This is a genomic window from Ruegeria sp. AG1 (genome assembly GCF_056541705.1).
In genome coordinates, this window is record NZ_JBQFYU010000017.1 from 23,238 (window position 1) to 36,540 (window position 13,303).

Below are 13,303 nucleotides of genomic sequence, written 5' to 3' on the forward strand. Positions count from 1 at the left end.
TTCCCATCTATAGAAACTGAATTCACCACCTCCCTTGAATAGAATATCTGTGAAGGGGAGGAGAAGATGCCGAAAACAACGAAATACCGCGCTAAAATCGCCGATGCGAAGGGTCATATCGCGTATACCGCTGAAGAGGACGCTGTTTGGGCTGATCTCTACTCGGCGCAGCAGGACAACGTGCAGAAATACATGGCGCGCGACTATCTCGACGGCCTGAAACGGTTGGAGTTGCCGAAGACCCGTGTGCCCTCTTGCAAGGATATCTCGGAACGTTTGTTGGACCTGACCGGATGGCGGGTTCAGCCCGTGCCAGCGCTGATTGGGTTCGAAACCTTCTTCGGGATGCTGGCCGACAGGGTGTTTCCGGCAGCGTCCTTCATCCGCTCACGCGAGGATTTCGACTATATTGAAGAGCCGGACATCTTTCACGAGATCTTTGGGCATACGCCCTTGCTCAGCGATCCCAGATTTGCGGCGTTCAGTCAGGCCATCGGCAAGGCCGGGGTGCAGGCTGGGCCAAAGGACTATGCCTGGCTGATCCGGCTTTATTGGTTTTCGGTCGAGTTCGGGTTACGGTGGCAGGATGGTGCAATCAAAGCGCTGGGTTCGGGGCTGGCGTCCTCGCCCACCGAACTTGTTTATGCGGTCGAAAGCGACATTCCGGACCGGGACCCGTTTGACGTGCTGACGATCCTGCGCACCCCATACCGGATCGACATGCACCAGATGGGCTACTTTGTTCTGCAAGACTCTGAGGCGCTGTTCGCCGCGGCCGACAGGGACCTGTTGGCAGATGTAAAGCAGGCGCAGTCGCTTGGATTGTTGCCCAACAAGTTCCCACCCAAAGCAACAGCAGCGGAGTGATCGAAAATGACTACAACAGGACAAACCTGCAATTTGTCAGACCGTACTTGTGTACCTTGTTCCGGCGGCATTCCAGCCTTGACGGCAGATGAAGCGAATGCTCATTTGGGCGAGCTGTCGTCGGAATGGACACTGAATGCCGGGTCGACCGAGCTAAGCCGCCACTTCGCGTTCAAGGGTTTTGCTAAGGCGACCTACCTGGCCAATCTTTGTGCATGGCTGGCGGATCAGCAGGGCCACCACCCTGATATCTCGTTCGGCTGGGGCTATGTGGATGTCAGGCTGACAACCCACGAAATCGGCGGGCTCAGCGAGAATGACTTTATCTGGGCGGCGAAACTGGACCAGTTGACCGGTTAAATCGGCCTTGTTCCTCGGAAAAACCCCTCGCTTTTATTGACTCATGCTGCAACGGCACAATAGGAGGGGCCGGTCGGTTGCAAAGTGCGATCGGCGCCGTTTTTCCCGATGGAGCAAATCTGATGTCTGAACTGCGTGAAACCGCAATGTCGTCCAAGGCCTGGCCTTTCGAAGAGGCGCGCCGGTTGCTCAAACGCTATCAGAAGAACGCTCCGGAGAAGGGGTTTGTGCTGTTCGAGACCGGCTATGGCCCCTCGGGCCTGCCACATATCGGTACCTTTGGGGAGGTCGCGCGGACCACGATGGTCAAGCGCGCATTCGAGGCCCTGTCGGATATCCCCACCAAGCTGATCTGTTTCTCGGACGATCTGGACGGCATGCGCAAAGTGCCAAGCAACGTGCCGAACCCGGAGATTCTGGAGCAGCACCTGCAGCGTCCGTTGACATCGGTGCCCGATCCATTCGGTGAATACGAAAGCTTTGGGGCTCACAACAACGCTATGCTACGCCGGTTCCTCGACACCTTTGGGTTCGAGTATGAGTTCTATTCGGCCAAGGAATTCTACGAGTCCGGACAATTTGACGAGATCCTAAAGCGTGCTGTCGAACGCTACGATGAGATTATGGCGATCATGCTGAAAAGTCTCCGCGAAGAACGGCAGCAAACTTATTCGATCTTCCTGCCTCTGCATCCCGAAAGCGGGCGGGTGATGTATGTGCCGATGAAAAAGGTATGTGCCGAGAACTACACCGTGACCTTTGATGATGAGACGGGCAAGGAATGGACCGTTCCCGTCACTGGCGGCAACGTCAAGCTGCAGTGGAAGCCGGACTTTGGCGCGCGCTGGGCTGCGCTGGGCGTCGATTTCGAGATGTACGGCAAGGAACACGCGACTAACGAAAAGATCTATGACGCGATCTGCCGTGCTTTGGGCGGTCGTGCGCCCGAGCATTTCTCGTATGAGCTGTTTCTTGATGAAAACGGCCAGAAGATCTCGAAATCGTCGGGCAATGGCGTGTCGATTGACGAATGGTTGACCTATGCGCCGACAGAAAGCCTGTCGTATTTCATGTATCAAAAGCCCAAGACGGCCAAGCGGATGCATTTCGACGTCATTCCCAAGGCCTACGATGAATACCATCAGCAGCTGCGGGCCTATCCGGGGCAGGAGCTGAAGGCGCAGCTGAACAACCCGGTCTGGCATATTCATGGCGGTGATGTTCCGGAATCGACCCTGATCGTACCGTTTGCCATGTTGCTTAACCTGGCGTCGGTTTCCGGGGCCGAGGACAAAGAGTCGCTTTGGGGCTTTATCCGCCGTTACGCGCCTGAGGCGACGGCAGAAAGCCACCCCGATCTGGACTTGGCGGCCGGTTTTGCCGTGCGTTACTTCAACGATTTCGTCAAACCAACGCGCAAGCACCGCGCCCCGACGGAGCAAGAGCGCGAGGCGTTGGAGGCTCTGAAAACCGCGCTTGAGGCCTATGACGGTCCAGCCGAAGACGAGGCGCTGCAATCTGTGGTCTATTCCATTGGGCGCGAGCGGTTTGACCCCATGCGTGGCTGGTTCACCGCCCTCTATGAGGTGTTGTTGGGGGCCTCGCAAGGCCCGCGTTTTGGTGGCTTCATTGCCCTCTATGGCGTGCCGGAAACGATCGCGCTGATCGACAAGGCCTTGGCCGGAGAGCTGATCTGATTTGACCTGATCCCGCATGGGGCTACCGTTCCGTCAGGAGGTAGCCCCATGCGTCGTTTACTGCTTGCCCTGTCCCTGAGTGCTGGTCTGGCCTCGGGTGCGTTTGCCCAGAGCACCGAGATCGAGGCCAATATCGCGGCCCAGATTCAGGCCTTCAAGGCGGATGATTTCGCCACAGCCTTTACCTTTGCCAGCCCCAATATTCAGCGTCTCTTTGGAAACCCGGACAATTTCGGAGCGATGGTACGCAATGGCTATCCCATGGTCTGGCGTCCCTCTGATGTGCGATTTCTGGAACTGCGCGAGGTCGCAGGCGTGCTTTGGCAGAAGGTCATGATTACCGATGGCGACGGCGCGGTTCACATTCTCGACTATCAGATGATCCAGCAGGAGAATGGCTGGAAGATCAACGGCGTGCAGCTACTTGGGCGCGCCGACCCAGCAGCCTGATGCAACACCACCGTCACGGTCGTATGAGTGGCGGTTAATTCCTTTTGGATACTCAGACTGTCGCGTTCGGGATGGACCTGAACACGGCGTTTGAACGTGCAGCCATTGGGCCGCGCGACGAGGAAAGGGATTTCTATGAACAAGGCAATCACCGACGGCATTGTGTTCATGCCACCTGCTTTCGAAAACGGTCTGGGCGTGTGGTCTGCAGGCGATGGTACGCCGGGCTCACCGACCTATGATGGCTCGGGCACCGGGGCATTTGTGCCGTCGGATGCGGATTTTGGCGGCTGTCTTGAGATCCTGAAGATCAACAGCCCGCAACGGCTGCGATACATGGGCCAGACCCCGATCCTGCCGGGGTGCTATTTGCAGATCAAGGCGCGGGTCAAGGCGATCAGTGGCCCTCTGCCCGAGGTGCGGATCGCCGCCTGGGCCGGTGCAGCGGGCGACACCCATCTGACAGGAGTGATCGAGCAAGGCCCAGCCACCCAGCTGACAAGCTATGGCGCAGTGACCGAGATCACCGCCATCGTGGGCACCGGTCAGCGTCCGGGCGTGGACATGGCTTGGGGTGTCAGTGCGCTCTACGGTCATTTCGGCATTGATGTCGAGGGCGCCAATGGGGCCGTTATCCGCGTCGATGATTTGGAGATCACCGATGTCACCGGCGTGTTCCTGCGTGAGATCGTCAGCCGTGTCGATGTGCGCGACTATGGCGCGGTGGGCGACGGCATTGCCGACGACTCGGCCGCGTTCGAGGCGGCGGATCAGGCCGCTGGAGGCCGGCGCATTTTTGTGCCCCAAGGCACCTATCGTCTGGCCGAGAATACCACCCTGTCCTCTGAGGTCGAGTTTGAGGGCACGGTCACGATGCCTGACGACAAGATGCTTCTGCTGCTGAAAAACTATGACCTGCCCGCCTATATCTCCGCGTTCGGGAATGAGGAGTTGGCCTTCAAAAAGGCATTTCAGGCGCTGCTGAACAACTCGGACCATGAATCGCTGGATCTGGGCGGCCGCAAGATCGAAGTGACGGCCCCAATCGACGTGTTTGCCGCCGTTCCCAACAAGCCGGGGTTTTCGACACGTCGGGTCATCCGTAACGGTCAGTTCGATGTTAAAGGCAGCTCGGCCTGGGATACCGAGACCTTCACCTCGGTCGCGACCTATGATCCAGCGGATTCGACCCGTCTGATCAATGTGGCCAATGTGGCGAATATCCCCATCGGCTCGCTGGTTCAGGGCAGCGGCGTCGGGCGCGAGATCTATGTACGCGGAAAAGATGAAAGCGCTGGTGAGTTGACGTTAAACGCGCCGATGTATGACGCGGCAGGCACCCAGACCTTCACCTTCGTGTCCTTCAAATACCTGCTTGATTTCGGCAATTTCGGAGTACTGCGCAAGTTCGGGATGGAACAGATCGAATTCCAGTGCAACGGTCGCTGCAGCGCCATCCGTCTGGCGCCCGCGGGCAGCACATTCTCATTGTCGGATTGCTTCATCAGCCGCCCGCTGGATCGCGGCATCACCTCGATCGGCTCGGGATGTAAGGGGATGCTGATCGACAATTGCCAGTTCCTGTCCTCGGAAGAGTCGTTCATTGTGCCCGATCGCAAGTCGATCGCGCTGAATACCACCTCGAATGACGTGAAGATCCGCCACAACCGGGCAGTGCGCTTCAAGCATTTTGCGGTTATCGGCGGCGACAACAACATGATCCTTGGCAACCACTTCTTCCAGGGCGACAGTATTCCGCAAGGGGTGCGGACCGCAGGGCTGATTATGATCGGCACCTATAACAGCTCGACCATCGCCGAGAATTACGTGGACAATTGCTTTGTGCAGTGGACGAACGAGCGGGACACGACACCCGCCTATGTCTCGGGCTATTCCTTCAGCGCCATGAGCATCACCGACAATATCTTCTATTCCAGCGAGGCGCCGCCCTGGTTCAGCTATATCGTGATCCGTCCGCACGGTCCGGGGCATTTCCTGAACGGGCTGGCGGTGACCGGTAACAAGTTCCGCTCTAACGGAACGGACCTAGAGCGCGCCGACCGGGTGGATACGTCCTTTGCGGATCTGGATGCGGATCAGCACATCAATGTCACGTTCAGCAACAACACCTATCACGGGATTGACGCCAAGGTGGAAAACCCGCTGCGGGTGCGACACAGCCAGAACTCGGCCTCGCAGGTCTGGACCATCGACTCGGACGGTCGGTTGCCGTTTGGCTCCAAGGCGCGCAGTTGCGATGCGGTAGCGGTTCTGGGGCCGCTTAGAACGGCGCTTGGGTCGGTGCGCTATTCCTTTCCCTATGCCGATGTGGAACAGGGCAGCAACGGCGATGCCGTCCAACTGCGCTGGGCCGAAAGCCTGAGCGGCGATGTATCGGTACAGATGCGTCTGGAAGAGTGACGATAGCAGCCAGTCGCCCCTGTATCGGGGCGGCTTCGCTTTGGGTGACAGGAAAGGCAAGACGTTTGGGAATCCTGTGCTAGGCTGAGGGTAAGCCAAAGGAGGACTCAGATGCCGACCATAGCCAAAACCGCCAGCGTTCAGACCGTCATTACCACATTTGAGATGACACCCGGCACCTGCCAGGACCTGCTAGAGGCGCTGACGGATGCCTATTCCGACTTCATCTCAAAACAGCCCGGATTTGTATCGGCCGGCCTACATGTCAACGACGCCCAGACCCGGATTGCCAATTATTCGCAATGGGAACGGCGCGAGGATTTTCTGGCCATGCTACGCACCCCGGAAATGCGCGACCGCAACCGCAAGATCAATGAGCTGTGCAAGAGTTTCGAACCGGTCATGTATGACGTGGCTGAGACATTCAATTGACGCAGGTCCCGTGCATTGGGGTCAGATGTCTGTAGCTTCGACGCGGTAAGCTTTGCCAAAACCGCCGTTCAACAGCCCATCTTCAATCTCAAAGCGGACAAAGCTGAAATCGGCGAAATCTGCATAGAGTTTAGCCTTCGGGCGCAATGACAGATACCTCTGGCGGAGGTTGTCATGATCCGCCGTTCCCCTTGCAACCAAACGAGCCGTCGCGTGCAAGGTCAGCCGAGGATGCGTCAGCGGATCCCCCTTAGGGCCTGGATCCCCGATCAGAAGGGCGCAGGCCGGGTTTTTCTGTAGCGCCCGGCTATGTTCCGACAGGCTTGAAATCAGCGAGATCGGTTTCCTCTCGGCATCTGTTGCAAGAGCAATCCGCGATACTGATGGCACAACGGTGCCAGGGCTCAGAACGGCGAGCGCAACATGGGTCGCCTCATCCATCAATTCGCGGATCAGGCCCCGGGCGGTGTCGTCCAGCGGTTGGTAGGGGTCTTTGGTTGGCATTTTACCTCGCATTGGTAAGCGTAAAGGTAATCCTATCCGCGGTGATCTTTGTGGGTAAGCCGTGTTCTGCCTCGGCTTCGCCACAAAGTCCCTGTATCGCGATGGCATGATGTTTCGCAAATCCAATCTGGACGAACCCTTGCCGACCAAACGTCAGCGCCGGGCCGAAGCCGCCCGGCGACGCGCACTCTCTCCGGTGCGTATTCTGCTTATGGTTCTGTGCCTGCCGCTGACCGTCGCGTTGATCTCTTTCAACATGTTCGTGCGCCTTTCGGACTATGGTCGGGATGAAGCTATGGTCCATCTGATCGCGCTGGCCGGCTGCGATGCCTCTAGGGCCGTTGGGTTCGGCACCTTTTACGAAGGTTATGCGGGCTATCATCCGCGCAACGACCCCGACGGTGATGGAGTGGCCTGTGGACCGGATGTGGCGCAGCGTCAAACGGCCCCCTCGCCAAGTACGACCACGCCCCGCGAAACAACCGCCAACCAAAGGTCCTTGGGCAACGCCAAGTTCATCAAGCCCTAAAACCCGTGGGTTGAGGGCCGTTACCTCCGCGACCGCTTGGCCTGTGACGCTGCGGGAATCTGCCAGTTCATGCTATGATGCACGGCGTTGGTACCAGTTTGGTGCCTCCATCGGGCAATTTTGCCCAGCTTGGGAGGACAAAGATGTTTGCACGCGTAACTCAATTTAAAATGAAGCCCGGCACGCGCGAGGCGGCCACGGCGAAGATGAACGAATTGAAATCTGAAATCATGGGCATGCCAGGCATGCACTGTTTTACCAATGTGATGAACGAGGACGGCACCGGATACGTGATCTCGGTGGTCGAAAGCGAGGATATCTCAAACGCAAACGCCCCAAAGGTGGCCGAGCTTTGGGGGCATTTCGCTGAATTCATGGAAGCGCCGCCAACCCCGGCAGGCTTTGACGTTATTGCCCATTGGGACAAAGGCTGAACGCACGTTTGACCACCGGCCGATCCGCGCCACTTCAGGCGATGCTACGAAAGCAGCGACGCTGCACAGGTGCGAAACTTGCGCACCTCTGGCGCGGCACCTTCCAGTGAGAATTCACTCAGGTGGTCTTGCGTGAAGGCATAGGCTGTTTGGTTGAACTCAAGGCCATCCAAGACGTTGCCAAAACCGGTGTCTGAGACGAACAAGGACATCGCATCGTCCGACAGCTTGTGTCGTGGCGTTCCGATCTCAATCGGGTTTGGGCCTTCAAACCGCATGGCAAACCACGGCGTTTGCGTCCAGCCTTCGGCGCGGCGCGTGATTTCGAGGGTATAGAGCGGCTGCGCCGGATCGTAGGTGAGCCGGATCTCCTCTGCTTCGGTTTCGTGTGTCAACGTGCAGATATCGCCAATCGTGGCGTTCCACGCATAGGCTGGGCTGCCGAGCAGCAGTGAGAGAAGGACAAAGCGCATAGCGAGGAAACTAGCCGCAGATTGCCCTTTGGCAAGTGTGTGACGGGCTAGCCTTTCATCGCATTCAACAAGTCCAGCAGCCGCATTCTGTCATCATCGTCAGCATAGTCACCGGTGGCCAGGCGCTGGGCAATGCTCAGGCGCAGGCGTTCCTGCTGAGTGCGGACATCTTCGCTGGCGGTTTCGGCCAATGTCTTCATAATCGCTGCCACGGCCTGTTTGCGATTGGTGCTGGGGCTGGCGATATAGTCAACAAGGCTTTGCTTACCAGAATCGAGGATGTTTTCGGCCAGATCACGCAGTTGCGCGCCATTGGGCAGCAACGGGGCAGAGGCGCCCTCGGGCGGCAGGATTTCCGGTACGCTACGCGGGGTCTCGGCCAGCGCATTCGCACCGTCGACAAAGGCCTCGGTGATCATCCGGGTGATCCTGATCGCGCGCGGGTCCTTGAACAGGGCCGAGGCGATGGCCACGCCGTAATCCGTATAGACCCACGGATTGACCCGCCGCCCACCGCGACCCTTGGGTTTTGAAATCACATTCCGTGATTGCAAATCGACGACCTCGGCGTCGGTCAGTTGAAAGCGGTAGCCCTCGAACAGGTCCTTGTTGCGCGAGACGGCCTGATTGAAGGCGCTGACGGATTTTCCGTAGAACTGCGCCAGATCTTCGGCCAGCACCACACGGGTGCCGCGCACCCGGTGAATGGCGCTTTGGACCTCATGCGTGCTGGGCAAGGTGTTCGTCATGGCAACCGTTTGGAATCACAATTTGTGATTTCAAACGTGGCGGAGCGAGCGTTGGGCTGCAAGGGTGGTGTGTGGGGGCGTAGGGCAGGGTTTTACCCCATCATGTGTTTGGGTCGCCTCGAAAGGATGGCTTGGAAATCCATCCTGCGCTTACTGTTTTGAGCGCTGGATTTGGTCAAGACTCGAACTGTGATAGAGTATTCCCGTTGTTCAAGAAATTTAGGAAAACGAAATGTCAGATTTAGTGCCAAATGCTGCCAAAAAGAAGATGGAAAGCGCATGCAAGAAAGTCGGTCGAAAGATTGGATCTGCGGTCAAGCCATTGGATGAAAAGGGAAAGCTGGAAAAGGAATTTGTAAAAAAATGTCAGAAGGAGGTCAAATCTGTCGATAAGACAGTAGTGAAGTTTTTTGTCGACCAGCTCAAACAAGAATTGGCAAAAAAGAATAAGAAGATTGATGGAACTACACCCATCCCTAAGGTTGATACCAAGTGGGTGCCCAAACCACCAGGAGCAGGTGTGCCATCCGTCACAATACCGATTACCGAATTCGTGATAGACCCGAAACTCAAAACAAAAGGGAAGGTTTCGATCAAGGCCTGGGCTGATCCAAGGCAATTCGAAAAAAAAGACAAAGGTGTGATGGTGAATTTTACCGTGGTCAATTGGTAAGACTTTGACGTTGTCCTTTTGCTATTTGCGTGTGCCAAGATGTTCCAAATTGTGAAGAGGGCCGCTGTCTCACCTCTTCCTCCGCTTCACATTCCCACCTCGCTGCCCAGGCCGTCCAGCAGTCGAACGCCCGCGCGATTTCATTGCGTCTTCTGAGGCCTTCTCGACCGCCCATTGGCGCGCCATAGGGTCGTCGGCGACAGCGAGGTCGACCGCTTCCAGACGTTTGATCTCGTCCCGGATGTTGGCGGCCTCTTCGAATTCAAGGTTCTCGGCGGCTTTGCGCATCTTCTCGCGCAGGCCGTCCAGATGGGCCTCGAGGTTGGCGCCGTGCATCGGTTTGTCGATGGTTGCGGTGACGCGGTTCATGTCGACGTCGCCTTCGTAGAGACCGGCCAGAACGTCCTCGACATTCTTCTTCACCGTCTCGGGCGTGATGCCGTGTTCCTCGTTATAAGCGATCTGCTTGGCGCGGCGGCGGTTGGTCTCGTTCAGCGCGCGCTCCATCGAGCCGGTGATCTTGTCGGCATACATGATCACGCGGCCATCGGCATTCCGCGCGGCACGGCCGATGGTTTGGACCAGAGAGGTCTCGGACCGCAGGAAACCCTCTTTGTCCGCATCCAAAATGGCGACCAGCCCGCATTCGGGAATGTCGAGGCCTTCGCGCAGAAGGTTGATGCCGACCAGCACGTCGAACGCCCCCAGCCGCAGGTCGCGCAGGATTTCGATCCGTTCCAGCGTGTCGATATCCGAGTGCATGTAGCGCACTTTGATGCCCTGTTCGTGCAGGTATTCGGTCAAGTCCTCGGCCATGCGTTTGGTTAGAGTCGTGACCAACGTGCGGAAGCCATTGGCGGAGACCTTGCGCACCTCGTCCAGCAGATCGTCCACCTGCATCGACACAGGGCGGATTTCGACCTCGGGGTCCAGCAGGCCGGTGGGGCGGATCACTTGTTCGGTGAAGACGCCGCCGGTCTGTTCGATCTCCCATTTCGCAGGGGTAGCCGAGACGAAGACGGATTGCGGGCGCATGGCGTCCCATTCCTCGAACTTGAGGGGTCGGTTGTCCATGCACGACGGCAGGCGGAACCCGTGCTCGGCCAGTGTGAATTTCCGCCGATAGTCGCCCCGGTACATGCCGCCGATCTGCGGGACGGAGACGTGGGATTCGTCAGCAAAGACAATGGCGTTGTCGGGGATGAATTCGAACAGGGTCGGGGGCGGTTCACCTGGTGCACGACCGGTCAGATAGCGCGAGTAGTTTTCAATCCCGTTGCAGACACCGGTGGCCTCAAGCATTTCCAGATCGAAATTGGTGCGTTGCTCCAGACGCTGCGCTTCCAGCAGTTTGCCTTCGCCTACCAGTTGGTCCAGCCGGATGCGCAGTTCCTTTTTGATCCCGATGATCGCTTGCTGCATCGTCGGTTTCGGCGTCACGTAGTGCGAGTTTGCGTAGACCCGCACCTGCTCCATCGTGGCGGCGCGTTCGCCGGTCAGCGGGTCGAATTCGGTGATCTGTTCCAGTTCCTCGCCGAAGAAAGACAGCTTCCAAGCGCGGTCCTCGAGGTGGGCGGGCCAGATCTCCAGCGAGTCACCCCGCACCCGGAAGGACCCGCGCTGAAACGCCTGATCGTTGCGGCGGTATTGCTGGGCGACCAGATCAGCCATCACCTGCCTCTGGTCATACTCATGACCCACCTTCAGATCCTGCGTCATCGCCCCATAGGTCTCGACCGAACCGATACCGTAGATGCACGAGACCGAGGCGACGATGATCACGTCGTCACGTTCCAAAAGCGCGCGGGTGGCTGAGTGGCGCATCCGGTCGATCTGTTCGTTGATCTGGGATTCTTTTTCTATGTAGGTGTCGCTGCGCGGCACATAGGCCTCGGGCTGGTAGTAATCGTAGTAAGACACGAAATATTCGACCGAGTTTTCGGGGAAGAAGCCTTTGAACTCGCCGTATAGCTGTGCGGCCAGCGTCTTGTTAGGCGCAAGGATTATGGCAGGGCGCTGGGTTTCCTCGATCACCTTGGCCATGGTGAAGGTCTTGCCCGTTCCGGTCGCGCCCAGCAGAACTTGATCGCGCTCGCCGTCCAGAACGCCGCCTGCCAACTCTTTTATGGCTGTGGGCTGGTCCCCGGCAGGTGCAAAATCGGTGTGCATCACGAACGCCTTGCCGCCCTCAAGCTTGAGGCGGGCGCGGACGTCTTCTGAGGTTAGCTGGGTCTTGTCGGAATGAGCATAGGCCATAGAGGGGGGATTCCTTTCGCGCCTGATTTTGATCTGTTTTTGTTCCGGTTCAAGGGGGCATTTCCATTGCACGCAATTGCGACAATTGCGGACTTGTCCGAATGGATGCTGTGACGCATAAACAAAGCCAGCCAAGTGAGTACGGAGAGGCAAGATGCGCGCACGGATATACCAGCCTTCGCGGAATGCGATGACCTCGGGCATGGCCAAGACCCGCAAGTGGGTTTTGGAATACGCGCCTGCGTCCTCGCGTGAAGTTGATCCGCTGATGGGCTGGACCTCATCCGATGACACCCAGACTCAGGTGCGCCTGAAATTTGATACTAGGGAGGAGGCGCTGGATTACGCCAAGGACAATGGTATCGACGTACAGGTCAGCGAACCGCACAAGCGCAAGCCCAACCTGCGTCCGCGCGGGTATGGCGAGAATTTCGCAACTGACCGTCGCAGCCCCTGGACGCACTAAATGATCGAAATTCGACTGGCCGACCCCATGTCGGATGCCTTGCGCCCTGTGATCGAGGCGCATTTTGCCCATAGCGAGCAAGCTGGCCCGGCGGAAAGCAATCATACCATGGGACCCGACGCCTTGTCGGGTGACGGCATCCGGTTCTGGGGTCTTTTCGAAGAGGGTCGTGCACTGGGCTGCGGCGCGTTAAAGACGCTGCCCGATGGTACGGCCGAAGTGAAATCAGTTCACGTTGTCGAAGCCGCACGCGGGCGCGGTTTCGCGCGGGTGATGATGGCATACCTTGCCGATCTGGCAGCCAATGAGGGCACAAAGGCGCTTGTGCTTGAAACGGGTGCGTCGCATCTGCCGGATTATGATGCTGCCCGTAAGCTCTACGAGGCACTGGGTTATTCTTATTGCGACCCGATCTACGGGTATGAAGATGATCCAAACAGCGCCTTCATGCGCTTGGCCCTTGAACCCCGCCCTTAAAACCAGCAAGAAGGGCGCAGCGGTCCCTTAGCTCAACTGGATAGAGCAGCTGACTTCTAATCAGCAGGTTGAGGGTTCGAGTCCTTCAGGGATCGCCAATAAAAACAAATTGTTACATGCGATTCACGCCTCTGTTTACGTTGGAAATTTCATTTCGGGGGACAAATAGGGGACAGCGTACTAGAATTTGACCCTCAGCCACGCCTTGCGGGGTTCTACGTGGGGCGAGTAGCGTTTTTTGTTATCTAGCGGCGTTGCTCTTTGATGGGTGTTGCCACCGAGCTGCCGTTCAAAGCGTTAGCAGCTCTGACTTCCCGGCTGGTAGTATTGCGCAGAAAGCCGACTTTGCAATGCTCGCCTCATTGCTTCAAAACGGTCATCAAGCGTTGTCGTAGCGGCTCATGCGGGGGCGCTGGGGTATCAAACAACAAACCATAAACACTGTTGATCCTAGGAACTGCCTACCCGCGTGACAGTCATTAAAACTTGACGACTGGGTTCATTGCTCCAATTAT

15 protein-coding genes and 1 tRNA gene are annotated in these 13,303 nt (G+C 57.5%); 12 read left to right on the plus strand and 4 right to left on the minus strand.

Features of this window, described 5'->3' with window-relative positions; genetic code table 11:
- Window positions 1-66: 66 nt before the first annotated feature.
- The 6 genes from phhA (at window position 67) to ACR0B5_RS21190 (ending at window position 6,227) form a co-directional block, all read left to right on the plus strand.
- The gene (phhA, locus tag ACR0B5_RS21165) at window positions 67-867 is read left to right on the plus strand and encodes a phenylalanine 4-monooxygenase (protein ID WP_480543197.1); all 801 of its coding nucleotides are present in this window, start codon (window positions 67-69) and stop codon (window positions 865-867) included.
- 78 nt (window positions 868-945) lie between these two features.
- Entirely contained in the window at window positions 946-1,227 is a 282-nt protein-coding gene (locus ACR0B5_RS21170; RefSeq protein WP_480543199.1) for a 4a-hydroxytetrahydrobiopterin dehydratase, read from the plus strand.
- A 122-nt stretch (window positions 1,228-1,349) separates the two neighbouring features.
- Window positions 1,350-2,924 carry a lysine--tRNA ligase gene (locus tag ACR0B5_RS21175; RefSeq protein ID WP_480543201.1) on the plus strand — a complete coding sequence of 525 codons (1,575 nt, stop codon included), beginning with the start codon at window positions 1,350-1,352 and terminating at the stop codon, window positions 2,922-2,924.
- 48 nt (window positions 2,925-2,972) lie between these two features.
- Entirely contained in the window at window positions 2,973-3,374 is a 402-nt protein-coding gene (locus tag ACR0B5_RS21180) for a DUF4864 domain-containing protein (RefSeq protein WP_170767227.1), read from the plus strand.
- A gap of 135 nt (window positions 3,375-3,509) precedes the next feature.
- Entirely contained in the window at window positions 3,510-5,795 is a 2,286-nt protein-coding gene (locus tag ACR0B5_RS21185) for a glycosyl hydrolase family 28-related protein (RefSeq protein WP_480543203.1), read from the plus strand.
- 111 nt (window positions 5,796-5,906) lie between these two features.
- A complete protein-coding gene (locus ACR0B5_RS21190; protein ID WP_170378809.1) occupies window positions 5,907-6,227 on the plus strand; it encodes an antibiotic biosynthesis monooxygenase family protein in 321 nt (106 codons plus the stop codon).
- A gap of 21 nt (window positions 6,228-6,248) precedes the next feature.
- On the opposite strand, the gene ACR0B5_RS21195 is transcribed toward ACR0B5_RS21190, so the two are convergent.
- The gene (locus tag ACR0B5_RS21195; RefSeq protein WP_480543205.1) at window positions 6,249-6,731 is read right to left on the minus strand and encodes a HugZ family pyridoxamine 5'-phosphate oxidase; all 483 of its coding nucleotides are present in this window, start codon (window positions 6,729-6,731) and stop codon (window positions 6,249-6,251) included.
- Window positions 6,732-6,837: 106 nt separating this feature from the next.
- Between ACR0B5_RS21195 and ACR0B5_RS21200 the strand changes: the two genes are divergently transcribed.
- On the plus strand, window positions 6,838-7,260 hold the full coding sequence (locus ACR0B5_RS21200) for an excalibur calcium-binding domain-containing protein (protein ID WP_480543207.1): 423 nt from the start codon (window positions 6,838-6,840) through the stop codon (window positions 7,258-7,260).
- Between the two features lie 143 nt (window positions 7,261-7,403).
- Window positions 7,404-7,694, plus strand: coding sequence for a hypothetical protein (locus ACR0B5_RS21205; RefSeq protein ID WP_170468737.1), 291 nt, complete (start codon window positions 7,404-7,406; stop codon window positions 7,692-7,694).
- 44 nt (window positions 7,695-7,738) lie between these two features.
- On the opposite strand, the gene ACR0B5_RS21210 is transcribed toward ACR0B5_RS21205, so the two are convergent.
- Window positions 7,739-8,167, minus strand: a complete 429-nt coding sequence (locus tag ACR0B5_RS21210; protein ID WP_480543209.1) for a hypothetical protein — start codon at window positions 8,165-8,167, stop codon at window positions 7,739-7,741.
- Window positions 8,168-8,214: 47 nt separating this feature from the next.
- Window positions 8,215-8,916 carry an ORF6N domain-containing protein gene (locus ACR0B5_RS21215; RefSeq protein ID WP_480543211.1) on the minus strand — a complete coding sequence of 234 codons (702 nt, stop codon included), beginning with the start codon at window positions 8,914-8,916 and terminating at the stop codon, window positions 8,215-8,217.
- Window positions 8,917-9,148: 232 nt separating this feature from the next.
- Between ACR0B5_RS21215 and ACR0B5_RS21220 the strand changes: the two genes are divergently transcribed.
- Window positions 9,149-9,589 (plus strand): hypothetical protein, encoded by a 441-nt coding sequence (locus ACR0B5_RS21220; protein WP_170468730.1) that lies wholly within the window; start codon window positions 9,149-9,151, stop codon window positions 9,587-9,589.
- Between the two features lie 69 nt (window positions 9,590-9,658).
- Here the strand turns inward: ACR0B5_RS21220 and uvrB are convergent, their stop codons facing one another.
- Window positions 9,659-11,845 carry an excinuclease ABC subunit UvrB gene (gene uvrB / locus ACR0B5_RS21225; protein WP_480543213.1) on the minus strand — a complete coding sequence of 729 codons (2,187 nt, stop codon included), beginning with the start codon at window positions 11,843-11,845 and terminating at the stop codon, window positions 9,659-9,661.
- A 154-nt stretch (window positions 11,846-11,999) separates the two neighbouring features.
- On the opposite strand from uvrB, the gene ACR0B5_RS21230 reads away from it, so the two are divergent.
- The 3 genes from ACR0B5_RS21230 (at window position 12,000) to ACR0B5_RS21240 (ending at window position 12,886) form a co-directional block, all read left to right on the plus strand.
- A complete protein-coding gene (locus tag ACR0B5_RS21230) occupies window positions 12,000-12,311 on the plus strand; it encodes an ETC complex I subunit (RefSeq protein ID WP_480543215.1) in 312 nt (103 codons plus the stop codon).
- Entirely contained in the window at window positions 12,312-12,788 is a 477-nt protein-coding gene (locus ACR0B5_RS21235) for a GNAT family N-acetyltransferase (RefSeq protein WP_480543217.1), read from the plus strand.
- A gap of 21 nt (window positions 12,789-12,809) precedes the next feature.
- Window positions 12,810-12,886 (plus strand) — tRNA-Arg (locus tag ACR0B5_RS21240).
- Window positions 12,887-13,303 lie beyond the last annotated feature (417 nt).

Bases quoted from the DNA above. Each gene is read 5' to 3' on its own strand.
- ACR0B5_RS21195 (WP_480543205.1), bottom strand. From the start codon at position 6,731: ATGCCAACCAAAGACCCCTACCAACCGCTGGACGACACCGCCCGGGGC.
- uvrB (WP_480543213.1), bottom strand. From the start codon at position 11,845: ATGGCCTATGCTCATTCCGACAAGACCCAGCTAACCTCAGAAGACGTC.
- ACR0B5_RS21205 (WP_170468737.1), top strand. From the start codon at position 7,404: ATGTTTGCACGCGTAACTCAATTTAAAATGAAGCCCGGCACGCGCGAG.
- phhA (WP_480543197.1), top strand. From the start codon at position 67: ATGCCGAAAACAACGAAATACCGCGCTAAAATCGCCGATGCGAAGGGT.
- ACR0B5_RS21200 (WP_480543207.1), top strand. From the start codon at position 6,838: ATGATGTTTCGCAAATCCAATCTGGACGAACCCTTGCCGACCAAACGT.
- ACR0B5_RS21230 (WP_480543215.1), top strand. From the start codon at position 12,000: ATGCGCGCACGGATATACCAGCCTTCGCGGAATGCGATGACCTCGGGC.
- ACR0B5_RS21235 (WP_480543217.1), top strand. From the start codon at position 12,312: ATGATCGAAATTCGACTGGCCGACCCCATGTCGGATGCCTTGCGCCCT.
- ACR0B5_RS21210 (WP_480543209.1), bottom strand. From the start codon at position 8,167: ATGCGCTTTGTCCTTCTCTCACTGCTGCTCGGCAGCCCAGCCTATGCG.
- ACR0B5_RS21190 (WP_170378809.1), top strand. From the start codon at position 5,907: ATGCCGACCATAGCCAAAACCGCCAGCGTTCAGACCGTCATTACCACA.
- ACR0B5_RS21220 (WP_170468730.1), top strand. From the start codon at position 9,149: ATGTCAGATTTAGTGCCAAATGCTGCCAAAAAGAAGATGGAAAGCGCA.
- ACR0B5_RS21215 (WP_480543211.1), bottom strand. From the start codon at position 8,916: ATGACGAACACCTTGCCCAGCACGCATGAGGTCCAAAGCGCCATTCAC.
- ACR0B5_RS21180 (WP_170767227.1), top strand. From the start codon at position 2,973: ATGCGTCGTTTACTGCTTGCCCTGTCCCTGAGTGCTGGTCTGGCCTCG.
- ACR0B5_RS21175 (WP_480543201.1), top strand. From the start codon at position 1,350: ATGTCTGAACTGCGTGAAACCGCAATGTCGTCCAAGGCCTGGCCTTTC.
- ACR0B5_RS21185 (WP_480543203.1), top strand. From the start codon at position 3,510: ATGAACAAGGCAATCACCGACGGCATTGTGTTCATGCCACCTGCTTTC.